At 57.8% G+C, this 23007-nt stretch carries 22 protein-coding genes; 8 read left to right on the top strand and 14 right to left on the bottom strand.

The window, feature by feature from the left end; all coding sequences use genetic code 11:
• The first annotated feature begins 136 nt into the window (after positions 1 to 136).
• Positions 137 to 1039, top strand: a complete 903-nt coding sequence (locus LVD08_RS04130; RefSeq protein ID WP_135295812.1) for a bestrophin family protein — start codon at positions 137 to 139, stop codon at positions 1037 to 1039.
• 50 nt (positions 1040 to 1089) lie between these two features.
• Here the strand turns inward: LVD08_RS04130 and LVD08_RS04125 are convergent, their stop codons facing one another.
• The 3 genes from LVD08_RS04125 to LVD08_RS04115 form a co-directional block, all read right to left on the bottom strand.
• Positions 1090 to 1332: a hypothetical protein gene (locus LVD08_RS04125; protein WP_103367089.1), complete on the bottom strand. Its 243-nt coding sequence runs from the start codon at positions 1330 to 1332 to the stop codon at positions 1090 to 1092.
• A gap of 151 nt (positions 1333 to 1483) precedes the next feature.
• Positions 1484 to 2422 (bottom strand): LysR family transcriptional regulator, encoded by a 939-nt coding sequence (locus tag LVD08_RS04120; RefSeq protein WP_027611778.1) that lies wholly within the window; start codon positions 2420 to 2422, stop codon positions 1484 to 1486.
• Positions 2419 to 3393: a quinone oxidoreductase family protein gene (locus LVD08_RS04115; RefSeq protein ID WP_027611777.1), complete on the bottom strand. Its 975-nt coding sequence runs from the start codon at positions 3391 to 3393 to the stop codon at positions 2419 to 2421. Before LVD08_RS04115 ends, LVD08_RS04120 begins: the two co-directional genes overlap by 4 nt.
• Before the next feature lie 322 nt (positions 3394 to 3715).
• Between LVD08_RS04115 and LVD08_RS04110 the strand changes: the two genes are divergently transcribed.
• Positions 3716 to 3985, top strand: coding sequence for a hypothetical protein (locus LVD08_RS04110; RefSeq protein ID WP_247267486.1), 270 nt, complete (start codon positions 3716 to 3718; stop codon positions 3983 to 3985).
• 176 nt (positions 3986 to 4161) lie between these two features.
• Here LVD08_RS04110 and LVD08_RS04105 read toward each other — a convergent pair whose 3' ends face one another.
• From LVD08_RS04105 to LVD08_RS04090, 4 genes are all read right to left on the bottom strand, one after another.
• Positions 4162 to 5211, bottom strand: coding sequence for a hypothetical protein (locus LVD08_RS04105; protein WP_247267485.1), 1050 nt, complete (start codon positions 5209 to 5211; stop codon positions 4162 to 4164).
• A 68-nt stretch (positions 5212 to 5279) separates the two neighbouring features.
• The gene (locus LVD08_RS04100; protein ID WP_247267484.1) at positions 5280 to 6773 is read right to left on the bottom strand and encodes a DUF1254 domain-containing protein; all 1494 of its coding nucleotides are present in this window, start codon (positions 6771 to 6773) and stop codon (positions 5280 to 5282) included.
• 34 nt (positions 6774 to 6807) lie between these two features.
• Positions 6808 to 8262: a DUF1254 domain-containing protein gene (locus tag LVD08_RS04095; protein ID WP_247267483.1), complete on the bottom strand. Its 1455-nt coding sequence runs from the start codon at positions 8260 to 8262 to the stop codon at positions 6808 to 6810.
• 380 nt (positions 8263 to 8642) lie between these two features.
• Positions 8643 to 9074 (bottom strand): GFA family protein, encoded by a 432-nt coding sequence (locus LVD08_RS04090; RefSeq protein WP_115989774.1) that lies wholly within the window; start codon positions 9072 to 9074, stop codon positions 8643 to 8645.
• 42 nt (positions 9075 to 9116) lie between these two features.
• Between LVD08_RS04090 and LVD08_RS04085 the strand changes: the two genes are divergently transcribed.
• Positions 9117 to 10073: a LysR family transcriptional regulator gene (locus tag LVD08_RS04085; RefSeq protein ID WP_247267482.1), complete on the top strand. Its 957-nt coding sequence runs from the start codon at positions 9117 to 9119 to the stop codon at positions 10071 to 10073.
• Between the two features lie 56 nt (positions 10074 to 10129).
• On the opposite strand, the gene LVD08_RS04080 is transcribed toward LVD08_RS04085, so the two are convergent.
• Together LVD08_RS04080 and LVD08_RS04075 are read right to left on the bottom strand one after the other, a co-directional pair.
• Positions 10130 to 10543 (bottom strand): nuclear transport factor 2 family protein, encoded by a 414-nt coding sequence (locus LVD08_RS04080; RefSeq protein ID WP_247267481.1) that lies wholly within the window; start codon positions 10541 to 10543, stop codon positions 10130 to 10132.
• Between the two features lie 130 nt (positions 10544 to 10673).
• Positions 10674 to 11591, bottom strand: coding sequence for a LysR family transcriptional regulator (locus LVD08_RS04075; protein ID WP_247267480.1), 918 nt, complete (start codon positions 11589 to 11591; stop codon positions 10674 to 10676).
• Between the two features lie 109 nt (positions 11592 to 11700).
• On the opposite strand from LVD08_RS04075, the gene LVD08_RS04070 reads away from it, so the two are divergent.
• Positions 11701 to 12453, top strand: a complete 753-nt coding sequence (locus LVD08_RS04070; protein ID WP_247267479.1) for an SDR family NAD(P)-dependent oxidoreductase — start codon at positions 11701 to 11703, stop codon at positions 12451 to 12453.
• A 55-nt stretch (positions 12454 to 12508) separates the two neighbouring features.
• The gene (locus LVD08_RS04065; RefSeq protein WP_041063983.1) at positions 12509 to 13075 is read left to right on the top strand and encodes a VOC family protein; all 567 of its coding nucleotides are present in this window, start codon (positions 12509 to 12511) and stop codon (positions 13073 to 13075) included.
• An 80-nt stretch (positions 13076 to 13155) separates the two neighbouring features.
• Here the strand turns inward: LVD08_RS04065 and LVD08_RS04060 are convergent, their stop codons facing one another.
• Complete coding sequence (locus tag LVD08_RS04060; RefSeq protein ID WP_247267478.1) at positions 13156 to 13827, bottom strand: lipopolysaccharide kinase InaA family protein; 672 nt, start codon at positions 13825 to 13827, stop codon at positions 13156 to 13158.
• Between the two features lie 455 nt (positions 13828 to 14282).
• On the opposite strand from LVD08_RS04060, the gene LVD08_RS04055 reads away from it, so the two are divergent.
• The gene (locus LVD08_RS04055) at positions 14283 to 15332 is read left to right on the top strand and encodes a 3-oxoacyl-[acyl-carrier-protein] synthase III C-terminal domain-containing protein (RefSeq protein ID WP_247267477.1); all 1050 of its coding nucleotides are present in this window, start codon (positions 14283 to 14285) and stop codon (positions 15330 to 15332) included.
• A 92-nt stretch (positions 15333 to 15424) separates the two neighbouring features.
• On the opposite strand, the gene LVD08_RS04050 is transcribed toward LVD08_RS04055, so the two are convergent.
• From LVD08_RS04050 to LVD08_RS04040, 3 genes are all read right to left on the bottom strand, one after another.
• Positions 15425 to 16492: an alkene reductase gene (locus LVD08_RS04050; protein WP_247267476.1), complete on the bottom strand. Its 1068-nt coding sequence runs from the start codon at positions 16490 to 16492 to the stop codon at positions 15425 to 15427.
• A 576-nt stretch (positions 16493 to 17068) separates the two neighbouring features.
• The gene (locus LVD08_RS04045) at positions 17069 to 17452 is read right to left on the bottom strand and encodes a winged helix-turn-helix transcriptional regulator (protein WP_027611764.1); all 384 of its coding nucleotides are present in this window, start codon (positions 17450 to 17452) and stop codon (positions 17069 to 17071) included.
• Positions 17453 to 17537: 85 nt separating this feature from the next.
• Positions 17538 to 18014: a GNAT family N-acetyltransferase gene (locus tag LVD08_RS04040; RefSeq protein ID WP_115989768.1), complete on the bottom strand. Its 477-nt coding sequence runs from the start codon at positions 18012 to 18014 to the stop codon at positions 17538 to 17540.
• Positions 18015 to 18426: 412 nt separating this feature from the next.
• Between LVD08_RS04040 and gabP the strand changes: the two genes are divergently transcribed.
• Together gabP and gbdR are read left to right on the top strand one after the other, a co-directional pair.
• Positions 18427 to 19827 (top strand): GABA permease, encoded by a 1401-nt coding sequence (gene gabP, locus LVD08_RS04035; protein WP_103367075.1) that lies wholly within the window; start codon positions 18427 to 18429, stop codon positions 19825 to 19827.
• 86 nt (positions 19828 to 19913) lie between these two features.
• Entirely contained in the window at positions 19914 to 21005 is a 1092-nt protein-coding gene (gbdR, locus tag LVD08_RS04030) for a choline metabolism transcriptional regulator GbdR (protein WP_247267650.1), read from the top strand.
• 60 nt (positions 21006 to 21065) lie between these two features.
• On the opposite strand, the gene LVD08_RS04025 is transcribed toward gbdR, so the two are convergent.
• Positions 21066 to 22925 carry an ABC transporter ATP-binding protein gene (locus tag LVD08_RS04025; protein WP_247267475.1) on the bottom strand — a complete coding sequence of 620 codons (1860 nt, stop codon included), beginning with the start codon at positions 22923 to 22925 and terminating at the stop codon, positions 21066 to 21068.
• Between the last annotated feature and the right edge of the window lie 82 nt (positions 22926 to 23007).

The raw sequence follows: 23007 nt of genomic DNA, 5'->3' as shown, positions 1-23007 counted from the left end.
ACCCGGCGTAATGACCGGGTTTTTTATTGCCTGAAAATTGTCGTAACCAAGAAGCTCACTCGACACCGAACCTTTACCCCCGAACCAGCGTCGGAGCTAGGGCGTTAACGCTTACCGCTCGCCACGAGGTTTCCGTTTGAAAGCAGCCATCGTCAAAAAATACCGTTTGATCATCAAGACCATGGGCTACGTGGGCTGGTCGCTGTTCTGGTTGTTGCTCTGGGACATCGCCGTCACCGTCGACTTCATGTTGTTCCTGAACGCCAAGATCAACCTGCCGCTGATGCCGCTGACGCTGCTCGGTTCAGCGCTGGTGGTGCTGATCAGTTTCCGCAACAGCAGCGCCTACAACCGTTGGTGGGAGGCGCGCACGCTGTGGGGCATGATGATCAACAGCTCGCGCAGCTTCGCCCGGCAGGTGCTGACGCTGCTGGATGATCCCGACAACGAAGTGAACCCGGTGAAGGCGACGCTGTTGCGCCGCCATGTGGCGTACGTCAATTGCCTCGCGGCGCATCTGCAGGGTCAGCCTTGCCCGGAAGAAGTCCGCGCGTTCATCCCGGCGGATGAGTTCGCCCGCAGCGGCACCACCAACAACTTTGCCAACGACATCCTCACCGGTTCCGCGGCGTTGCTGGCCAGGGAATACAAGGCCGGGCGCCTGGACAGCATTCGGCTGGCACGGCTGGAATCGACGATGGTCGATCTGTCCAACAGCCAGGGCGGGATGGAACGGATCGCCAATACTCCGCTGCCCTACCCCTACGTGTATTTCCCGCGCCTGTTTATCTCGCTGTTCTGCCTGATTGTGCCGGTGGGGCTGGTGGAATCGCTGGGTTGGTTCACCCCGCTGGCCTCGACGGTGGTGGGCTTCATGCTGCTGGCCATCGAACGCATCGGTACTGACCTGCAAAGCCCGTTTCGCCATAGCGAGCACCAAATCCAGATGGAAGCCCTGTGCGAAACCATCGAGAAAAACCTGCAGTCGATGCAGCGTGATTCACTGGGGGATGTGCACAGGGTTGAAGAAACGGCTTGAGGAGCGATCTGAGGGACGCCAGGGCGTAATGCCCTGGCGAGTCGCAGGTATTACTTCTTCTTTTTCGCCGGCTTGTCAGCCTTCTTAGCATCCTTGGCCTTTTCCGGCTTGCTATCGGCTTTTTTCGCAGACTTTTTCGGTTCGGCGTCTTTCTTCTTGTCTTTCTTGTCGGAGGACTTGGAAAGCGCCGAAGCTGCCGCTGATTTCTTTTCCGGCGAAGACTTTTTGTCTTTCAAGTCCTTGCTGGCTTTCGAAGCGTCATCTTTTTTGCTTTTCTTCTCGTCTTTAGCCACGTTGACCACCTCTCGGAATGTGCCGGTATTGGCACCGGGCCTGTGCGAATGAACACAAGCTGATCGTTAGGCGTGGGCGTTCGGGCGGGGTTCAGATTATTTAGAGTTGGAGAGCGTTTAACCAAGAGGCCAGCAATTTTTGAAGTGGATTTCAATCAGGCCGGCAAATAGCCCATGGAGGCGCAGGGGTAAACTTTGACTCGATCCACTGTTTGAAAGCTATTACCACGGCGCTGGGAAACTTGGCTGACGGCCTGACCAGGTAAACCCCACCAGCGGTGTCGAGTTGCCAGTCCGGAAGAACGTGAAGCAATTTTCCTGCAGCAATGTCATGGCGCATCAGCCATTCGCCTGCGCCGAGTATCCCTGAATCAGCGCAAGCGGCGGCAAGTAACGATTCGCTGTCGTTGGCCGTGAGGTTTCCTTTTGGCGCGACTGTTTGCAACTCGCTGCCGCGAAAAAGCCTCCATTGCGGAAAAGACGCAAGGCCACTAAAGCGAAGGCAATTGTGCTTGATCAGGTCGTGTGGATGGTCGGGCATGCCATGCTTTTCTATGTAAGCGGGCGAAGCGCCGAGGATCCGGCGGTGGTCACTTAACCGTTTGGCGATCAGTCGGTTGTCTTCCAGTTCTCCGATTCGGATCGCAGCGTCGAATCCTTCGTCGATGATGTCCACCAGGCGTTCGCTATAGTCTGCGAGGATCGAAACGTGCGGATGTTCCTTGAGAAACTCCGGCAACATCGGACCAAGCCAGCGCCGTCCCATGGCTGCCGGCAGTGCAAGCCGCAACGTTCCTCGAACTTCGCTGGCACCTTGCGTCGCCTGCTGTTGCGCTTCATTCATCAGGTTGATGGCCGAGCGCAGATGCTGCTCAAGCTTGGCACCTACTGGCGTAATTCGAACCTGACGGGTTGAACGCTCGACGAGACGCACACCGAGGCGCTTTTCCATGGCGGCCAGTCGTTTCGATACGACGGTTGGGTGTCGCTGCAGGAGCCGACCTGCAGCGACAAACGAGCCTTGGGAGGCAACGGCCAGAAACGCAGCGATTTCGTCACTGTGCTGACTATTCAGAACATCAAGATTCATGGTTTTAGAATGATCGCCCCCGATGACTGCCCCGACTCCAATGCCGTATGCGCCTGCGATGCATCTTTCAGAGCGTAGCTGGCCCAAATCCTGGGCTTGATAATACCTGCGCCTATGGCGGCCAGCACATCCTGCGCCCGTTCCTGGTACTCACAGGCACTGGCGGTGTGTGCTGCCAGTGAAGGACGTGTGAGGAACAGCGAGCCTTTAGCATTGAGCGTCGACAGTTCTACAGCCGAGGGCGCACCTGACGAGGCCCCGAACGAAACCATCAGCCCGCGTGGCCGGAGACTATCCAAAGACGCCTGGAAAGACGCACGGCCAATAGGGTCGTAGACCACGTCAACCTTTCTGCCCTGGGTAAGACGGCTGACCTCAGACGCCAGGTTGTCGGCATTGAATACCAACACCTCATCACAACCGGATCTCAGCGCTTTTTCGACGCTGGCCAGTTTTGAAACCACACCAATCACTGTCGCCCCCAAGTGCTTGGCCCATGGCACCATGATTTCCCCCAATCCTCCAGCCACGCCATAGATGAGAACTGTGGTGCCCTGTGCCACTGGATAGGTGGTTTTTAACAGGTACTGCGCAGTGATGCCTTTGAACATGACAGCTGCGGCATCATCGAACGACAAGGCGTCGGGTATCTTCACGAGTCGCTCGGCTGGATAAAGTCGGGCCGAAGCATATGAGCCAATGGGCCCAGTAGCATAAGCGACCCTATCACCAACGTGCACATTGCTGACGCCCTCACCCACGGTGACGACTCGCCCGGCCCCCTCCAATCCGAGTCCGGATGGCAGCGCAACAGGCACCGCACCCTTGCGTTGAGTCACATCGAGGAAGTTGACCCCGATGGCGTCCTGTTCAATCCAGACCTCACCTGGCCCGGGCAATTGTTCGCTCAACGTTTCCAGACTCAACACATCAGGCGCGCCGAACTGATTAAAGCGGATAGCGGATACCATGGTCGTTTCCTCTAAGGTCAGAAGTCTTCCAAACAGATGCCGCTAGTGTGAGAACTGACTTGCCGACGAACAAGACGGGCTGACTGCACGACATTAATGCATGATTTGCAGCAATAACATCATGGAATGGAGCGCTGCATCAGTTGCGGCGCTGTAAATACCAACGGTTCAAAACTGTCAATAGCACAGTTGTGCGACTGTTCCGCAGATAGCGCAGTGATAGGCTTTTCTGGCGTGACATCACGCGAATGCCCGATCTGTTCAGAAGGCAGGTCGGGGCCAATGTTTAAGCCCGCTGTCAGCTAACTGAAAGGATTCGAACATGAAAAAGTCCATGACTACCCTGGCCATTTCCGCGACGCTCGCTCTCGCCGCAACGGTCACAAACGCTGCCGTTCATCCAACGACCATCAGTGCTCCACAGACGGTCAAGCAGGCGACCGCCTCGATTGACACGCCTTTCGCAACCCAGCGAAAAGCCGGAGAAATCCAGACGGCCAGCCTGGCCAGAAGCTGTTCTGATGAGCGCTATTCCTGGTGGGAATTCAGTGGCTGGGAAATAATCGCCTGCCTCGGAAGCGGTCAGTGGTAATTATTCAAACGAGTCTGGTGCGTGACTTATGTGCTGAGCACGCACCAGCGCCTGTTGTAGCCAAACGACAGTCCTTACTCTCGGCGATTGAGCCAATGCCGCAACCGCGACTCCGCCCTGCCCCACGCTCCCTCCGCTCTGATACCCCCGCATGCACCCCCGGCTTGGGGTGATCTTCAAAACATAAAGGTAGGTATGACCGGAATGAACGACAGCCGGAAATTCCAGCGGCTGCTGATCAGGTCATCCGGATGAATCGCCGAGTACTGAATCTCCCCGGAAACCCTCACCGGCAACTTGCCGAAATTGAAGATTCGCCCAGCGCCGATCCCGATGGGAAACGTGACTTTGTTGCCGCCCTCGGCCTTCCAGTTGACCGTGACGTTGGGGGTCATACCGATGCGCCACTGTTCCGGCCCCGGAATCGCCCGCTGAATGAAATACTGCACATTGGTCAGGCTGACGTCCTTGCGCTTGCTATCACCGCCAACCGACCACCAGTGCTGCGGGAACACGCCAAGGGTCCAGTCCGGGCCGAGGTACGCGGCGACCAACGCCGGGCCCAGCGAATATTTGCCCGTACCGAGCACGTCTTCTTCGGCAGTCGGGAACATCGCAGTCGGGCCGAAACCCCAGACCATCTTGCCGCCGCCAGCAAAGCGGATCGGCTCCTTGGGCGAAAACACGCCGACGTAGGCCAGGTCGCCGAAACCGCTGGTGCGGTCGAACGGGTCCTGCACAACCGAGGTGAAGTCACCACGATCGTGCAGAATCTCGTTGGGGGCCATGCCTATCAGATTACCGGCCTTGCGGTTGACCGGGGCGCTGACGTAGCTGATCGGCAGGCGGTTGATCAGGTTCCAGTCTTCGCCAAGAGAGATCGGAAAAGTCGGCATGAAACTGTATTTGCCGAGCATCCGTGTGCCGTTGCTGTGCGGACCTTTGAGCGCGGTGTAATCGTACTGGTTGAACAGCAGAACAAGGTTGCCCACCGGGTTGTCCATCAGTCTGGATATCTGTTCGGTGGACGGTTCGCAGCCGGCCTTGACCACCTCTTTCAGGTCAATGTCGAAGTCCTGTTGAAGCTGGTGGCACTTTTCCGGATCGACCTTGGCCCCTGCAACTGACGGGGAACCCAGTTTCGGCAGAGGGCTGGCGGCACAGGCCAAGCCACTGAGCACCGCCCCGCAGAGTGTCAGACTTGATCGAATCCTTATCGATGGCATCGATTTGCCCTCCATTTCACCAGGCGTACTGAAGGCGCAGGGTCCAATTGTTCACGTCTGGGGAGCTTCTATTGTTTGATCAGATCACTTGGCTTCCAGCTCTGATCAAAGAACGCCTGCTTCGGCCCATACAACCGCACGATCACCAGGAAGCCTTTCTCCGGTACGGTCTTGATCCAGTTCTTGCCCTCGCCCGGCGATGTCGGCCCGAAGTAGATGTCGGTGGAGCCGTCGCTGTTCTGCGCCGGTTTATCCATTTGATTGAGGGACGGGAACGGCTGGCCGTTGTCCAGGCCCGATGCCGTGAGGTTGTCGTAGGCGGTGACCGACCAGAACAACGCCGCCGGGACATTGGCCGGGAGGTTGAGCTTGTAGGTCTGGGCGCCGTCGAGGAACTTGCCCTCGGCGTCGCGGGTTGTCGCGGGATACTTGGCGCCGGCACCGACCATGTTCATGACCATACCGGGGCTGTCGGAATAGGCCGAGGTGAAGAACGCCACGCGCTGCTCAAGATTGGTGAAGCTGCCGCTGGACTGGAACTCGGTGTTCTCTCCGGCGAAGGTGTTCACGTACTGGCGATCCTTGTAGTACAGACCGCCCGGCTCTTTGTACAGCAGGTGACTGGTCACCACTTTGCTCATTTTGAACGCGGTGCGCGCGGCGTCATCCAGCAGCTTGCGTCGGTCGGCATCCGGGGCAAAGGGCTTGCCCTTCTCGATGCCCAGGGTGTGCAGGAAGCCGCGCATGTCCATGTCCGCCGGATCGACGGCTTCGGCGTCGATGAAACGCGAGAGCATGTCGAAGTAGCGACCGTCTTCGGGGAACAGCATGTTGATCGGTGCGCCGGTGGCGTCGGGGAATTGCATCGGCAGCGCCGAATCCTTCTTGCCCAGCGGATAGATCTTCGTGCGCTCGACTTCGGCTACCGGCACGCTGAGGTCTTTCGGGTCCTTGAAAAAGGTCCGCCAGAACAGGAACACGTTGTTGGTGCGCGAGCGATAGACGAATCCCTCGGTCGGCTCCGGCCCCTTGTAATCAGGCGGGAGCAGCACATAGGTGCCGCCCTTGCCCTTGTCGGGACCCGCCAGGCCAACGTCACCGCGCCAGGTTCTGCCGTCGATGGTCGGCCCGACAATCGGGCGCTGGAAGAAGTCATCGAACATGCCCTGCACACCGGGCGGTGCTTCAACCACCAACGGGCCGTACTTCGCCAGATCCAGATAGCTCATGGCGTAGACCAGGTCGGAATTTGGTGTGGTTACCAGAGTCTTGGCGTTGATGCGTTTTTTCCAGGTCGGCAGGATGTTGTAGCCCGCGCCGAACTGCTTCTCCGACGCTTCCTTCATCGACCAGATATTGATCGCCGGCAGAGCCCACAGATACGACTGCACGGCGCGCTGGAACACCAATTCGTCAATGAGGCTGCGTGCGGTCGCTTCGGTCGGGAAGCCTTTTTCAAAAGGCTGATTGGCCAGTTCTTCATAACGCGTCGCGGCATCGGCGAGGCCGCTTAGGGAGAGGCTTACGGCCAAGGCCATCAGTGAGATGCGCAAACGGTTCATGGGCTGTCCTTATGAACGCAGTTGGGAATTTGGTTCAGTTGACCTTGACCACCGCCGGTGGCGTCCACTGGCCATTCATCGCGGCCGCCTCCGGCCAGTAGGCGCGAACGTAGAGCGAGAAGTCCGCGCCCTTCGGTGCCGGGAGCCAGTTGCTTTCCTTGTCGGCGCCCGGCGAATCGCTCTGCACATAGAGCGTCAGCGAGCCATCGGCGTTGGTCTTGAGCGACTTGTTCTTGGTGCCGAGGGAATAGCGGCCCAACGAGTTTTCGGCGAAGAAATGCTGCTGGTTGTACAGCGTCAGCGACCAGAAACCCTTGACCGGCGGCAGCGCGCCTTTGGGGAAGGTCACGCTGTAGCGCTGTGCGCCGTTGAGTCGGACGCCGGACTCGTCCAGATCCTGATAGAAGTACTTGGTCTCGATCTGTTTGTTGACGAAGATGTTCGACCGGGCAACCGCCGTGCGCAGGAAGTAATCAGTGCCAAACGCTGCGCCGTTATCAATGGTGCTCCAGTGATTGAGCAATTGCTTCCCGTAGTTGCGGAACTGCAACAGCGGCTTGACCACTTCTGCATCAGACTTTTGCGCCTCATCGATCATGGCTTTTTTCAGCTCGGGATCGCGCTGGGCGATTTGTGCCAGCACCGCCAATTGCGCATAGCGCGCCTCTTCTCCCGGCAGCGGTTTGGCGTCCTTGAGAATCGCCGGCAACTCATCGAAGAACTTTTCCGGGAGCACCCAACGCGTTTCCTCGTCACCCGACGCCTCGGCGGGGAATTTCGGCGACTGGCTCCAGTCACGCTGCTTGAGTTTGCCGTCGTATTTGGACAGCGGGTACATGTCGATGCCCGACAAATAGTGCTGGATGGCCTTGCGATCTTCGGCCGTATCGTCCTGGAACACACGCGGAATCACGAAACCGGTGTTGGTCTTTGCACGAAAGACCTGGGTGATGCCCTCAGGCACCTTGCCGTTCCAGTCCGGCCCCACCAACAGATAGAAGCCCGGTTTGGTGGCGTACATCTTTCCTAGCTCGGCGAAGCTGTCGGAGCGCAGGTCCACCACCTGATAAACCCAAAACCGGTCGCCAAAGTCCGGGACCTGCAAAACCACCGGTTCGATATCCAGCGCAATGCTGCCCGCACCGTAGACCACATCCTGGTTCGGACAAGCCACCAGGCGTTCCCCCGGTGAAATGTAGTCGGTGAGCATCGACAGATGGTTGATCGGCGCCACGGGCACGATGCCCCCCATCAACCCGGCCTGCGGCAGATCCTTGAACTTCAGGCGGCGATTATAAATATTGGCCATCGGCCAACCCCAGAAATACGCCTCCCGCGCCATCATCCGTACGTAGGTTTCGGTCACCTTCACATCGGCTTCGGGGCCGGATACCTGTACTACTGGCGAGGTCTGTGCCTGTACGGCAACTGCGCCGAGCAATAGCGCGGTAGCGAGCAGGCCGCTGGCGAATAAAGGTGTTTTGTTCATACGGAAGGCATCCTTGCTTGGGACGGTTTCTCGGTGAATCAATCTTCCAGCGACAGATTGAACATTAGAAAAACCTAGCAGAGGAAATGAGATCGGCCAGAAAAGGTATGAAAAATTAAGATCCTATTTCCATTTCTGATAACTGCTCCTCAGCTCTTGGCCGACATTCCAGGCTGAGGGCAAGAACTCTGATAAGGATCGCGACGGAAGAAAGGCATCACAGTGCTCGTGCAGCTGTAATGGCCCAGAGCAAGCGTTTTTTGACCAGCGCTGGAGGACGCATGATTTGATTCGATCAATAGAGATGAAGTGTGTTGCCCCCTTATCCAAGGGGCAACGTACAAGCGTTGGTGAGTATTTTAAGCCACCATCTCGCTTCTTTACCCGAGTACGCTGGCAAACGCCTGGGGCGTCGGGCTCTCTTCCCATTGTGCAACGCCTTGCGGCAGAACCAGCCAGGGTTGCTTGCGTCGCGTCCAGATATGCGCCACCGGCGTGAAGCGCTCCGTACCTTCCAACACGCCGGCCCGCACCACACGCATGCCGGGCGCGGCGGTTGTCTCGTTGAACAGGCGGGTATGGCACTCGCCGCAGACATGTTGCGTGGAGGTCTGCCCTTGGTATTCGCGTACAAAGGTCGCCGTTTCGCCCTTCACCTGCACTGCCGAAGCCGGGCATAGCACGTGCAGGCCGAACGCGCTGCCACTCCAACGCTGACAGTTCAGACAATGACAGGCATACAGCGGTGGCAGTTGCTGCGCCTCGATTTCGATGCTGACCTGTCCACATAGACACTGACCGGTGAATCTCATGCGTTGACTCCTTACAATGACGCCCGGATAAGTTCGGCGCGCATGATCCCTTTTCACACGTCCGAGCAGAAGAGCAAAAAAGGAGCAGCTGTTGGTCAAGAATGTATGAGCGGTCTTGAATGGGAGAGCCAGCAGGTGTTCCTTGCGGTGCTGCGTTCCGGCAGCCTGAGCGGTGCTTCGAAGTTGTTGGGGATTGCGCAGGCCACCGCACGCCGACGCCTTGATCATCTTGAGCAGACACTCGGCTTGAGCCTGTTCACCCGCACGCCCTCAGGCCTGACGCCTACGAGTGGGGCGCAGCGCCTCATCGATCATGTCGAGGCCATGGACCTCGCCGCGCAAGCCTTCAACCGGGCGGCCAGCGCTGAAACGTCGGTGGACCACGGCACGGTGCGGCTGACCTGTGGCGAGTTGCTAGGAGTGGAGGTATTGCCCGCTTTACTGCGGAACTTCCATTACGACCATCCTGGACTGAAGCTCGAACTGAGCATCGGCGACGCACTGGAAGACATCGCCAGGCTGCAATCGGATATAGCCGTACGCCTGATGCGTCCGATGGAGGCCGATATCGCGGTGCGGCGGGTCGGCAGCTTGCGGATCGGCGTCCATGCCAGTGCCGAGTGCCTGGAGCGTTATGGTGACCCCGGCAGCCTGACGTCGCTGCGCCAGCGGCCGCTGATCGGGCCAGACCGTCGCTCAGCTGACTTGCGTCGCTTGGTCGACGCCGGGCTGTGTGAAGCCGATCAGCATTTCGCGATTGCCACGGATCACCACCTTGCGCAACTGGCTGCATTGAAAGCGGGATTGGGCTTCGGTCTTTGCCCGATACCTATCGCCAGAAGTCATGGGCTGATTCACGTATTGCCAGACAGCTTCGGCTTCGAGGTCGAAGTGTGGATCGCGATGCACAGTGACTTGCGCAAAATCAAACGGATCGCCAAGGCGTTCGAAGTGGTGGGTGAGGAACTGCATCATTATCTGCGCTCGAACGCCCACTGAGGGAAGTGATCCATGCCAGCACCAGTCCCTGCCCGCCATACCGGAATAATCGCGACTTATTGGCCTCGCTCTGAATCAACCGGCGCGAACGCTTTGGCAGCGGCCACGGTATCGAGGGATTCGCGCAGCAGCTGAATTTTGCCGTCTTTGGCCACCAGGCGGCCGGCGTACATTTGCCGGTAGATGCGCCCAGTGGCAGGCACCAAGGCCTCTACGCTGTATTCGGCAAACGCCTGGTCCGGTGTTTCGATCAGAAAGTGAACGTTGCGAAATTTGAAGTCCGGCACTTTACCGAGCAATGAGCCGATGAAACTCTCAATGGCGGCGGGGCCTTGCACACGGTGGGGTATGCCCAGCGACTCCAGGTAGGGCAACTCCAGCACGCCATCCTCCGCGAAAAGTGCTGCCGCCAGGTGCGGCGTCTGGATGGCATCCAGGTAGTTTTGAAGTAATTCCACGGCATTTTTCATGACGACTTTCTCCGAAACGCATAAGGGATGGGCACGCTGCAGGTGCTGACCTGATCACGTTAGGAGATCCCTTTGATTTCAAAAATAGACGTTAATGAAAATCATCGTTTCATAATTGAAAGCCAACGCCTCATGACGGCCATCGCCATTCAGGCTGGCTTAGATGCTCGGCAAAGAAGTCCGACAGCGCTTTGATTTTTACCGGCCGGGTACGTGCCGAAGGGGTGACGAAATACAAACCGCCACGGGCCATGCTCCATTCCGGTAGCACCACGACCAAGCGTCCGTCTTTCAAGTATTCGCTGGCGATAAATTCCGGCAGTTCGGCGATGGCCAAGCCCTCAAGCAACACCGGCAATAGCGCATCCGAGTTGGTCACTCTTAACGGGCCGCTGGGCACCACGTCTTCTTCGCTGCCGTCTTTATGGGTGAATCGCCACACTTGGCTGCGGGCCCGGTAGGCATAACTCAGGCACGTGCGGGACGCGAGTTCGCGGGGATGGACAAGGTTTCCATGAGCTTGCAGATAAGCCGGTGAGGCGACCAGGTATTGAGTGACGGCACACAGGCGCCGTGCAACCAGCGAGGAATCCGGTAATACGGCGATGCGTAACGCCGCATCAAAGCCCTCGGCGATCAGGTCAACCGAGGCATCCGAAAGGTGCAGGTCAATCGACAGCTCGGGATACTGGCGCAGCAACTGCGGCATCAGTGGTGCCACCCAACGCAAGCCAAACGACATGGGTATCGCCAAGCGTACTTGGCCGCGGGGCTGGACCGATAAATCCTGAGCCTCGCTTTCCACCTCTTCAGCCTGCCGATAAATCTCACCCGCCTTGGCCGCCATGCTCGCGCCGAATTCGGTGAGTGCCAGTTGCCGCGAAGTGCGGTTGAACAAGCGCCCGCCCAGACGCTCCTCCAACCGTGCGACAGCTCGCGATACCGTCGGCACCGACACGCTCATGACCCGTGCCGCGCCGGCGAACGAGCCCTCTTCGGCTACCTTGGCAAACATCGCCAACCCTTCAAAATCCGGAAGTCTGCTCATTTCATTTCTGCAACGATAGGTTTCAGACAATTCTATTTTGAAAGTTTTTTCCCGTCGATAAGCTTCTCCCACACCGCAACTCACTCAATCGAAATACGGGAGAAACCCCATGACTGACAAACTCGAAGGCAAAATTGCATTGGTTACCGGCGGCACCTCAGGCATCGGTCTGGCCACTGCCAAACGCTTCGCTCAGGAAGGCGCTCACGTCTATATCACGGGCCGTCGCCAAGCCGAACTGGACGCCGCTGTCGCCGCGGTTGGCAACGCCACCGGCGTTCAGGTGGACTCCGCCAACCTTGATCAGTTGGACGCGTTGTATCGCCAGATTGGCGCAACCCACGGCCGAATCGATGTGCTGTTCGCCAATGCGGGTGGCGGATCGATGCTGCCACTGGGTGAAATCACTGAACAGCAGTACGACGACACCTTCAATCGCAACGTAAAAGGCGTGGTGTTCACTGTGCAAAAGGCACTGCCACTGCTGGCCCAAAAAGCCTCGGTGATTCTCACCGGCTCTACGGCGGGCAGCTCGGGCACCGCCGCATTCAGTGTTTACGCCGCGTCCAAAGCCGCCGTGCGTTCATTTGCCCGCAACTGGATTCTGGACTTGAAAGACCGCCAGGTGCGCATCAACACCATCAGCCCCGGCGCCACCCGCACGCCTGGCCTGGTTGAATTGGCCGGCCCCGATGCCGCTCAGCAGCAGGGCTTGCTCGACTATATGGCCTCGCTGATCCCCATGGGGCGTGTCGGTGAAGCTGACGAAATTGCCAGCGCCGCGTTGTTCCTGGCCTCCGATGACGCCAGTTTCGTTAACGGTATCGAGCTGTTTGTTGACGGCGGCCAGGCGCAAATCTGAGCAGCCAGCGGGCGACTGTCGCGGTCGCCCGCCACCCATTCATGAGGATCCGTTTATGAACACATTGCACTGGGCACTGCTTGCCGCCACCCTGCCCTTGGCTGCCGGTACTTTGGCAGCGCCCTCGACTCCGCAGAGCCCACCCGCCATGAACTCCGCCGCACCGCTTCAGGTTTCAGCCATCGATCATGTCGGCATCAATGTGCCGGATATCGACGAAGCCACACGCTTTTTCTCCGCGCTGATGGGCGCACGGGTGATCTCGGATATCAGCCCTGGCAAGATCCCGGATCAGTGGAAAAGCCAATTCCGCTGGCACCGCTCCAGCGAGCTGCAACGCTTTGTGATGCTGCAAATGGACGGCGGCGCGAAGTTGGAGTTGTTTCAGTACCAAGGCTCTGAAATCAATCAGGTTCAACCCCATGGCGACGACGCCGGAGCCAGCCATGTGGCCTTGCGCACCGCCGATATTGACGGCAGCCTGGCTACCCTCAAGCGCCTGAATGTGACCATTCTCAACGAGCCCATTACCAACCCGGACGGCGTTCGCTGGTTCTATTTTCAGGCGCCGTGGGGCACGCAGATTGAGCTGGTGTCGCTGCCGCACAACGTCGGGGGCTGACCCCGCCGTTTACGAAAGGTTTGTGGCTGATTAACAATCCGCCAACAGGACGGTAAGGCCCCGGCGGCAGGCACACCTATTTACATAGTTCTACCACTGGCTTGCTCATAACTCGAAAGGAAATGCCGCCACTGCGACTCATCCCAGAAAGAATGCCGTCTGAGTTGAGGAATGTCGTGACGCGCCGCGCCCATTGCCGTAGCACGACCGCGAGATTTCTCCAGGTCAAGCAGCGCCAGTTCGAAATCGAAGTCTGTGTCGGTAATCGACGCCTTGATAAAGATGTGTTTGGAACGCATGCAACCGTGCTGCCATTTGCCCGAATGCATCCGCGCCAGCATTTGCGCCAAACGTTCAAGAAGTCGCAGATGTTGCTCTGTGGTCAACAGGCTTGCAGCGCCCTGGCTATACCAGGTATCCAGATCGATGAAGCCGCCCAGGTCTTTGGTAACCAAGACACCCTGCCATATGCCGTCGACTTTTCTCGCGCCATAAAATACCGGTCTTGGCGCATTCACGCCCAGTTGTTCGAGTCTTGAAAGGGCAACGCCTTCACGCAGTGCGGTGGGTCGGCCAGTGGGGTAACGGAGACTGCGGAACAAATGGCCGGTCTGACGCTTTACGAAAAACGTCTTGTCACCTTGAACAACCAGCTGGACACCGCTGGTGCCGCTGCGGCGCACATTCGGCGGTTCCACCCACGACCCGGAAGTACCCCACCAGAAATCAAATTCATCGCCTGCCCTGCCCATTGTGCGCTCCATTTATTGTAGAAATCGTTTCGTGCGACGTTTGCATGAGGGTCGCAACAGCAGCTCAGTCTGTTGGTGGACGTTAATAGTTCCCTCGGTTTTCGAGGATTTTAGGGCCAGCTTGGGGCTTTTACGCAACCACGTGACGAAAATTGGCTATTGAGGGGTGTTTATCCCTTCAGGTGTGTCCTTTTCGCCGATAGCCGACGACATCAAACACAGATGCCAACCGCGTCGCGAGGGTCCGCCCGACTGTTTTTTCGATTAACTTGAAAGCCGTTAAATTGACCCAGGTCATGATTCAATTCGATTGAGGGAAATAACGAACAACCTTCTTGATCGGCGTTTTCTTTGTGCTAAAAGTATTGCCGCCAGTGGCTCCTTACAGGGATGAGTAAGGGTTTGCTCATCCGCAGCCATTGCCCACGGATGCATACTTTCAACAAGGAAGTCATATGAAAATAGTTGGGCTGTCCGGGATTCTCCCGTCACGCATTATCAGCAATCAAGACGTTATAAACCTGGTCGAGGAACACTCTAAAGATACGTTCCAGGAAGACTTGCCAAAAACCTTGAAGACCATCAGTAAGTTGCTTGAAAAAAGCGGCAGCGGCACGCGTCACTGGCTGGGCGCCGACGAAACGCCGATGCAACTGATGGAGACTGCATTCAACTCGGCGCTCGCTCAGGCCAATATCGACAAGACCGACCTGGATCTGTTGATCTATCCGAACGTCACGCGAGGCTTCATCGAGCCGGCCAACAGTACGTTCATCGCCAAGGCGCTGGGCCTGAGCTGCAGAAACTTTGATGTGGTGGACGCCTGCAACGGTTGGGTGACAGCCATGGATGTCATCAACAGCAAAATGCAGGCCGGCGAGATTCGCTACGCGGCGATCGTCAATATGGAATTTGGCATGTCTGCTGGCGGGCCGGTCATGCCCAAGAACTTCTCTTTGCAGTCGTCGGCGGAACTGGCTTACAAGTTTCCGAGTTTTACCATTGGCGAAGCCGTCACGGTTACCATCCTCAGTCATGAAGCCCCCGGCAACTTCAAGTTCTCGTACATCAACCGGCCGGACTTGAGTGACTTGTCGACCATCTCTCTGCCGGATTGGAAACTGTTCTGCAATGAGGAGGATATTCCACGTATTTCACCGACCGGTGGGCAGTATCAATTCAATTCCTACGCGGCAGCCTTGCATGAAGATGGCCGCAATGAAGCGATAAAAGTCTTCAATCTGCAAAACATCTCTGCAGCAGATGTTCATAAAGTGTTTATTCATACCGGTTCGCCAAAGATGTGGGAGCACATTGGGCAACTGATTGGTATTGATCACAAGCTGCACCACGTCGGGCATAAGACCGGCAACATCATTACCGCGTCCATCCCCTACGGTATCTTCGATGCCATGAGTCGGGGCGAAGCCGAGAACGGCCAGTTTTGCATGGGCTGGGCAGGCAGTGGCGGGATGGTCTTCTCTGCGTTGTCATTTACTCTGTAAGGCCTGAAGCAACTTGCCGTCGTGAGGCGGCAAGTTGCTCGTCCATGATCAAACTGTTGGTCGGTACCAAAACGAAAATCGCGCTTCGATCTCTAGGCCAGCGGCGGGTAGTCGGTATAGCCCTCTTCCGAACCACTGTAAAAAGTGGAGGCATCCGCAGTAGCCAGCGGCGCATCAAGGAAGAAGCGTTCCGGCAGATCAGGGTTGCTGATGAACAGTGTGCCAAATGTGACTGCATCGGCCAGGCCGGTTTGCAGGGCCTGTTCCGCGGACTTCCGATCATAACCAACATTCAACACGAAAATTCCTGAGAACCGCTGGCGAGCCCCGGGCGCCAAGGGTTTCGCGCCTTCCGGCAGAGTCCCGGGTTCCATGAAATGCAGAATTCCAACGTTTCTACTTTCCAGCGCTTCTACCGCGTACATGTAGGTCTGCTCGAGATTGGAGTCGCCCATGTCATTGTACGGAATGCGCGGCGACAGCCTGACCGAGATACGGGCCGGTCCGAAGACTCTGATCGCGGCGTCCGTGGCTTCAAGCAAGAACCTCGCCCGCTTCTCAATGGTACCGCCATATTCGTCGGTGCGTTTGTTTGAGCCGTCCTCCAGAAACTGCGCGGGCAGATAACCATTGGCACCGTGTATCTCTACACCATCAAAGCCCGCATCTTTCGCGGCCTGTGCAGCTTTTTCGTAGTCCGCAATGGTGGACTTGATTTCATCAATGGTCAGTTCGCGTGGGGTCACCGAGGGTTTGATGCCTTCTGGCGTGAACGCCTGGCTATTGAAGGGGACTGACGATGGCGCGACCGGGAGTTCTCCACCATGAAAATCAGGATGAGATGCTCTACCGGTGTGCCAAAGCTGGGCGAAAATGAGGCCGCCGGCTTCATGAACTGCCTGAGTTACCTTCTTCCAGCCCGCAATCTGTTCAGGCGTATAGATCCCTGGGGTATTCGTCCAGCCGACGGCCTGGGCGCTGATCTGGCTGCCTTCGGTAAAAATAAGGCCCGCCGAGGCACGCTGTGCGTAATAGGTCGCAGTCAATTCGTTGGCCACCTGATCCTTGGATCGACCTCTTGTCATCGGCGCCATGAACACCCGATTTCTGAAAGTGAGCTCTTCGTTGTTCAAGGGGGTTAGAAGCTTAAAATTTCCCATACTTTCCTCAGAATAAATTTATTGAATGTCTGCCCGTGCCTAACGATTTCTCAAGTGCGGCTCGACCAAAGAAATGCTTCTGTCGGATGCTCTATTGGCTGGCTGCAAGCCGCCGGCAAGAGTGGCGAACGAAGGGTCCGGTTCGGACCGCTTCCCTCAAATGAGGACAGTCGACAAGGTATCAATAATAAACCTGGCGTCAATTAGGCACCGTTCGTACACCTGGTAGGTCTGAGGATACCTACCGTCAGGAAATGGTCGGCGGCTTATGGGCTGGCGAGCCATATACAGTGGCCTCGCGCGCAAGAGCAGGACGCTCTGCGTTCATGATCGAACGGCCTGAGCAATCGATGTGAAGGTTCGGTTGAAGCAGGTATCGAGATTGATTGCCCGCGGTTGAAAGGCAAAAACCAGCGCACTGCCAACAACAAAAAGTGTTAGCAGAGTTTCATGCTTACCAGATCGCGCTGGTTCGATTGAGATCTTCGATGTTTTTCAAGCCATCGGATGACAAGTCCCGAAGCGCAGCATGGGCGGCCGACAACGCGTTCACGTAATCCAGTGAAGCAACCTTCCCTACGTACTGGTTGGTCCGATTGCAGCGGCGTCGAACTTCTGCCGGGCAGCATCAACCTCCGGCAACTTGGCGAGCGTCCATTCATGCAGTGCTCGAAAAGGTTGTTGCAGCGTGCGGCCCAGCGGCGTGATTTGGTACTGCACCGCGACTGGCGAAAGCGAAATCACCTCGCGCGATACCAGGCCGTTGCGCTCCAGCCGGCGCAGACATTGCGTGAGCGCTTTTTGGGTAACGCCTTGCAGGCGACGACGGATCGCGTTGAAGCGTTGCGGACCGTCATCAAGCACGGCTAACACCATCATCGACCATTTATCAGCGATCTGCTCGAATAAAGCCCGGCTAGGGCAGTCGGACGAGAAGCACAGCGGTTCGAGTTCAAGCATGGCGGTTTCCTTCTGTATACCCAGGCGCTCTAAGGCGCGAGATTGACGCCAAGTTTACTGGATATACCGAGCCTGAGAACGCTTTCTACCGTTGTTTCGCCGGAACACTCTGACGCACATAATAATTGTCGAATTCACTGCTTTCGGTGAATTGGAAGCCATGGCGGGTATAAAAGCGATTCGAAGCACTTTCTTTGAGAGCGCCAACTTTAACAGGAAGCGCAGCCGCATCCGCCTCTTTGAAAATCTGAGTGAGAACAGCAGCCCCTACACCTGATCCTTGCGCGCTCGGTCTCACATACAAGTGGTCGAGCAAGAGTTCATTGTGGTGATGCTTGACCACTACAAAACCAACCCTCTCTCCAGATACCTCGATATAGCGTGTGTTGCGAGCGTCAAAACCGCCAAGAAACCGCTCACGCGCACGCACCGGATCAAATCGCCCGACACGCTCCAGACTTTCGCGCATGGCCTCAATTCGAATGGCTACAAGATTTTCCAGGTCGCTTGGTTGAGCCGGAACCAAAATGACTGGGAAATTTTGATTGGGTGCGACGGGCATAGGTTGTGCTCTATTTACCATCCTGGAAGGCCAGTATAGAGAGCCTGACTTGTGGGGCCCAGTTTGGCTTCACCGTCGAATTCAGGCCCCCATCTCAAAAACGAACATGACCTGGTCAATCTGGATTTTGATTGCCAGAGCCGTGCGTGACCGACAGGTCTCAAATACGACCTCATGGTATTCACATGTCGATATCAGACACGATCATGGCGCAATCAGGCTATTGAATCGGCAGCAAGGCCGGCTAAGGTGCCGTGTCTTCCTATCAAAACAATCCCGGTCAGATCATGGGGTTGATAAGAACTGCGGCGGTTGGACGGGCTTCTTTCGGGAGTTCAGCAGGCAACGATGGTGACCGATCGCGTGCCCGTTCAATTGCTTAAATGTCGATCAGCAGAGAATAAAAATACCGATGATCAGCCCGAACTCCATGGATTCGAGTAGCCAATTGGCGCAGGGCTTCAAGCCTCGTCACGTCACAATGCTGTCCATCGCCGGGATTATCGGCGCCGGTTTGTTCGTCGGTTCAGGACACGCGATTGCCGCAGCAGGGCCGGCGGTGCTTCTCGCCTATCTGTTTTCAGGTTTGCTCGTCGTGCTGGTCATGCGCATGCTCGGCGAGATGGCGGTGGCCAATCCGGACACCGGTTCGTTCTCCACCTACGCCGACCAGGCCATCGGCCGCTGGGCCGGTTTTACCATCGGTTGGCTGTACTGGTGGTTCTGGGTGTTGGTGATTCCCATCGAGGCATTGGCGGCCGGGCATGTGCTGCACCAATGGTTTCCGCAGGTCGATGCCTGGCTGTTCGCGTTGGGATCGATCATTGCGCTGGTAGTGACCAACCTGTTCAGCGTGTCCAAGTATGGTGAGTTCGAATTCTGGTTCGCCATGGCCAAGGTTGTGGCGATCATCGGCTTCATCGGGGTCGGTTTTGCCGTGTTGATGGGCTGGGTGCCCGACCGCGAAGTCAGCGGGTTGAGCGGCCTGATGGCCGAGCACGGCGGGTTTGCGCCCAACGGCTTGTCCGCGGTGGTCGGCGCTTTCATCACGATCATGTTCAGCTTCATCGGTACGGAAGCGGTGACCATCGCAGCCGCCGAATCGAATAACCCGGCGCAGAACATTGCCAAGGCCACCCGCTCGGTGATCTGGCGCATCGGCGTGTTCTACCTGCTGTCGATCTTCGTGGTGATTTCCGTGGTGCCCTGGAACGACCCGTTGCTGGCCTCGGTGGGCTCGTATCAGCGCGCCCTGGAAATCATGAACATTCCAAATGCCAAGTTCATGGTCGACGTCGTCGTCCTGATCGCCGTGGCCAGTTGCATGAACTCCTCGATCTACATTGCCTCGCGCATGCTGTACTCGCTGGGCCGTCGCGGCGATGCACCGAAAGCGCTGAAGGCCACTTCCGCGGCCGGTGTGCCACGCGCCGCCGTGATCGCCAGCACCGTGCTGGGTGCGTCGATCACCGTGTGGAGCTACTTCATGCCCGCCGGGCTGTTCGAGTTCCTGCTGGCCAGTTCCGGGGCGATTGCCCTTCTGGTGTACCTCGCCATTGCGGTGTCGCAGCTGCGCATGCGGCGGATATTGCAACAGCGCAAGGTCGAGCTGACCTTCCGCATGTGGCTGTTCCCGTGGCTGACGTGGCTGGTGATCGGCTTCATCTGCGCGGCGCTGGCGGTCATGATGATCACCCCGCAGCACCGCACCGAAGTCACCACCACCATTGGCCTGGCGCTGGCAATCTCCTTTATCGGCCTGATCACGTCGCGTCACCCTGCCCCGGCGGCACGCGCAACGTCGGTGGGCTAGGCGTTCACGCCGAGCTGATATTCCCTTGGCGAAGACCAAGGGAATGACCGACGCCTGCATCTCAGACCAATTCCTGTGAGGCCATGATGTCATCGACCCCCTCCGTGGCCGACGGGACAACCCAGTCCGTCGGGTTTCTGCTGTTGGATAAATTCACCCTCATGTCGCTGGCATCCGCCGTCGAACCACTGCGCATGGCCAATCAATTGTCGGGGCGAACGCTGTATCGCTGGCATACCTTCAGCGCCAATGGTGCGGCTGTTTGGGCCAGCGACGGGGTCCCGATCACGCCGGATGGCTCGTGGAGCAACCCCGGCGTGGCGGACACGGTGATTGTTTGCGGCGGGGTCGGCATCCAGAGCGTGATCACCCGCGAGCACACATCCTGGCTGCAAGCCCTGGCGCGCCAATCCAGACGCTTGGGCGGTGTGTGCACCGGTAGCTGGGCACTCGCCAAAGCCGGATTGCTCGATGGTTATGAGTGCAGCGTGCATTGGGAATTTCTGGCGGCCATGCAGGAAGCTTTCCCGCGCGTCAGCGTCAGCACCAGCCTATTCACCCTCGACCGCAACCGCTTTACCAGTTCCGGAGGAACAGCGCCGCTGGACATGATGCTGCACCTGATCGCCCGCGATCATGGTCGTGAGTTATCCGCCGCCATCTCGGAGATGTTTGTTTACGAGCGCATCCGCAACGAGCAGGACCATCAACGCGTACCGCTCAAGCATGTGGTCGGTACGCATCAGCCCAAGCTGCAAGAAGTCGTTGCGTTGATGGAGGCCAATCTTGAGGAACCGATCGAGCTGGACAACCTCGCCGAATACGTCGATCTGTCACGCCGACAGCTGGAGCGGTTGTTTCAGAAATACCTGCAATGCACGCCGTCACGCTACTACTTGAGGTTGCGCCTGATTCGCGCGCGACAACTGCTCAAGCAAACCTCGCTGTCGATCGTGGAACTGGCGTATGTCTGCGGATTTGCCTCCACACCGCATTTCTCAAAATGCTATCGCGAGCACTTTGGGGTGCCGCCGAGCGACGAGCGCTCAGGTTCTGCCATGAGTCGTAAACGGGTAACGCGGCCGTCAACGATCAACACACTGACAACGCTCGATCAGGCGAGAAACGAATCTACGTTTGCCAGTGTTCGAATGATGGCGAGTGCCGATCTGGCTTGAGCAAACCGAGGCAAATCGGCCGGGGACACACAAGATACCCCGGCCATGTGCCCTGCCCGTTTACGCCTGATCCAAGGCCTCCTCTACGCCTTTATCTTCCCCCAGAAAGCCGCCGCTCTGATGCGCCCACAGCCGCGCATACACGCCGTTCTTCTCCAGCAACTCCGAATGGGTGCCCTGCTCGATGATCCGCCCGTCATCCATGACAATCAGCCGATCCATCGCTGCAATCGTCGACAGTCGATGCGCGATCGCGATCACGGTCTTGCCCTGCATCATGTCGTCGAGGCTTTCCTGAATCGCCACTTCGACCTCCGAGTCCAGCGCACTGGTGGCTTCGTCGAGCAGCAGGATCGGCGCGTTCTTCAGCATCACTCGGGCAATCGCCACCCGTTGGCGCTGGCCGCCGGAGAGCTTGATCCCGCGTTCACCTACCAGAGTGTCGTAGCCGGTATGGCCCTGACGGTCGCTGAGTTGGCTGATGAACTCGTCAGCCTGGGCGTTGGCGGCGGCGCGGCGGATCTGTGCATCGGTAGCATCGGGCCGGCCGTAGGCGATGTTGTCGCGAATCGAACGGTGCAGCAGCGAGGTGTCCTGGGTGACCATGCCGATCGCACTGCGCAGGCTGTCCTGGGTCACGTGCGCAATGTTCTGGCCGTCGATACGAATCTCTCCGCTGTCAACGTCATAGAAGCGCAGCAGCAAATTGATCAGCGTCGATTTGCCCGCACCTGAGCGCCCTACCAGACCGATCTTTTCACCGGGCCGAATGCTCAGGCTCAGGCCATCGAGCACCTGACGCTCGCCACCGTAGTTGAACTTCACCTTGTCGAACGTCACCGCGCCGCCAGAGGTGACCAGCACGCCGGCATCCGGCGCGTCTTGCACCTTGGTGCCTTGGGTCAACGTCGCCATGCCGTCCTGGACGGTACCAATGCTTTCGAACAGCGAGGTCATTTGCCACATGATCCAGTTCGACATGCCATTGATCCGCAACGCCATGGCGGTAATCGCCGCCACCGCACCGGCGCCGACGTCGCCCTGGTGCCACAGCCACAGCGCATAGCCGCCGGCGGACATGATCAATGCCACCACCAAGGCCTGATTGACGATCTCGAACAGGCTGACCAAACGCATCTGGCGAAAGCCAGTCTGCTTGAAATCTTCCATCGCCGCCCGCGCAAAATGTGCTTCGCGGTTGGAGTGGGAGAACAACTTCACCGTGGTGATGTTGGTGTACGCGTCGGCGATACGCCCGGTCATCATCGACCGCGCGTTGGCCTGTTCCTGGCCGACCTTGCCCAGGCGCGGCACGAAGTACCACATGGCCAGACCGAACAGCACGACCCAGGCGAGGAACGGCAGCATCAGCTTCAGCGCAAAGCCGCCGGCCAGGGCAATGATCGCGATGAAGTACACGCCAATCCCCGGCAGGATCTCGATCATGGTGAACAGCACGTCACGCACGGCGAGTGCCGTCTGCATCACCTTGGTCGTGACTCGGCCGGAGAACTCGTCGGAGAAAAACGAAAGGCTCTGCCGCAGCATCAACCGGTGGAAATCCCAGCGCAGGCGCAGCGGCAGGTTAATCGCCAGAATCTGGTGCTGGACCATGGTGCGCAACGCCACCAGCCCGACACTGAGCACCATGACAATGCCCATACCCCACAACACGCGGCTCTCCTGCACCGCCGCTTCACCGCCGGCCTGCCACGTCGAGAGCAGATCGACGACCTGGCCGAGGAAGGAAAACAGCCACGCTTCATAGATCGACACAGCAGCGCTGAGCAACGCCAATGCCAGAATATAGCCGCGAGCGCCGCGAGTGCAGGCCCAGAGAAATTTAGCCAGACCGTTGGGTGGCGGTGGCACCTCGTCAGGCGGGAAAGGGTCGAGTCTTCGTTCAAACACACGAAGCATGATGTTCTCCTGAACGTTCAAGTCAGGGAGATTCTGCCACCGATTGGATCCCGGGAGGTCTTTGTGAAAAAGTGTGTGCTCC

Source organism: Pseudomonas sp. YL2 (assembly GCF_023063025.1).
GTDB classification, from domain to species: domain Bacteria; phylum Pseudomonadota; class Gammaproteobacteria; order Pseudomonadales; family Pseudomonadaceae; genus Aquipseudomonas; species Aquipseudomonas putida_A.
The sequence above is the reverse complement of the archived record's forward strand: the minus strand, read 5'-3'. Positions and strand labels throughout refer to the sequence as shown.

Coding starts and splice junctions, on each gene's coding strand:
- LVD08_RS04110 (WP_247267486.1), top strand. CDS start 3,716: ATGAAAAAGTCCATGACTACCCTGGCCATTTCCGCGACGCTCGCTCTC.
- LVD08_RS04090 (WP_115989774.1), bottom strand. CDS start 9,074: ATGAGATTCACCGGTCAGTGTCTATGTGGACAGGTCAGCATCGAAATC.
- LVD08_RS04120 (WP_027611778.1), bottom strand. CDS start 2,422: ATGAATCTTGATGTTCTGAATAGTCAGCACAGTGACGAAATCGCTGCG.
- LVD08_RS04085 (WP_247267482.1), top strand. CDS start 9,117: ATGATCCCTTTTCACACGTCCGAGCAGAAGAGCAAAAAAGGAGCAGCT.
- LVD08_RS04105 (WP_247267485.1), bottom strand. CDS start 5,211: ATGCCATCGATAAGGATTCGATCAAGTCTGACACTCTGCGGGGCGGTG.
- LVD08_RS04055 (WP_247267477.1), top strand. CDS start 14,283: ATGAAAATAGTTGGGCTGTCCGGGATTCTCCCGTCACGCATTATCAGC.
- gbdR (WP_247267650.1), top strand. CDS start 19,914: ATGTCATCGACCCCCTCCGTGGCCGACGGGACAACCCAGTCCGTCGGG.
- LVD08_RS04075 (WP_247267480.1), bottom strand. CDS start 11,591: ATGAGCAGACTTCCGGATTTTGAAGGGTTGGCGATGTTTGCCAAGGTA.
- LVD08_RS04050 (WP_247267476.1), bottom strand. CDS start 16,492: ATGGGAAATTTTAAGCTTCTAACCCCCTTGAACAACGAAGAGCTCACT.
- LVD08_RS04080 (WP_247267481.1), bottom strand. CDS start 10,543: ATGAAAAATGCCGTGGAATTACTTCAAAACTACCTGGATGCCATCCAG.
- LVD08_RS04025 (WP_247267475.1), bottom strand. CDS start 22,925: ATGCTTCGTGTGTTTGAACGAAGACTCGACCCTTTCCCGCCTGACGAG.
- LVD08_RS04040 (WP_115989768.1), bottom strand. CDS start 18,014: ATGCCCGTCGCACCCAATCAAAATTTCCCAGTCATTTTGGTTCCGGCT.
- LVD08_RS04065 (WP_041063983.1), top strand. CDS start 12,509: ATGAACACATTGCACTGGGCACTGCTTGCCGCCACCCTGCCCTTGGCT.
- LVD08_RS04115 (WP_027611777.1), bottom strand. CDS start 3,393: ATGGTATCCGCTATCCGCTTTAATCAGTTCGGCGCGCCTGATGTGTTG.
- LVD08_RS04045 (WP_027611764.1), bottom strand. CDS start 17,452: ATGCTTGAACTCGAACCGCTGTGCTTCTCGTCCGACTGCCCTAGCCGG.
- gabP (WP_103367075.1), top strand. CDS start 18,427: ATGATCAGCCCGAACTCCATGGATTCGAGTAGCCAATTGGCGCAGGGC.
- LVD08_RS04070 (WP_247267479.1), top strand. CDS start 11,701: ATGACTGACAAACTCGAAGGCAAAATTGCATTGGTTACCGGCGGCACC.
- LVD08_RS04100 (WP_247267484.1), bottom strand. CDS start 6,773: ATGAACCGTTTGCGCATCTCACTGATGGCCTTGGCCGTAAGCCTCTCC.
- LVD08_RS04095 (WP_247267483.1), bottom strand. CDS start 8,262: ATGAACAAAACACCTTTATTCGCCAGCGGCCTGCTCGCTACCGCGCTA.
- LVD08_RS04060 (WP_247267478.1), bottom strand. CDS start 13,827: ATGGGCAGGGCAGGCGATGAATTTGATTTCTGGTGGGGTACTTCCGGG.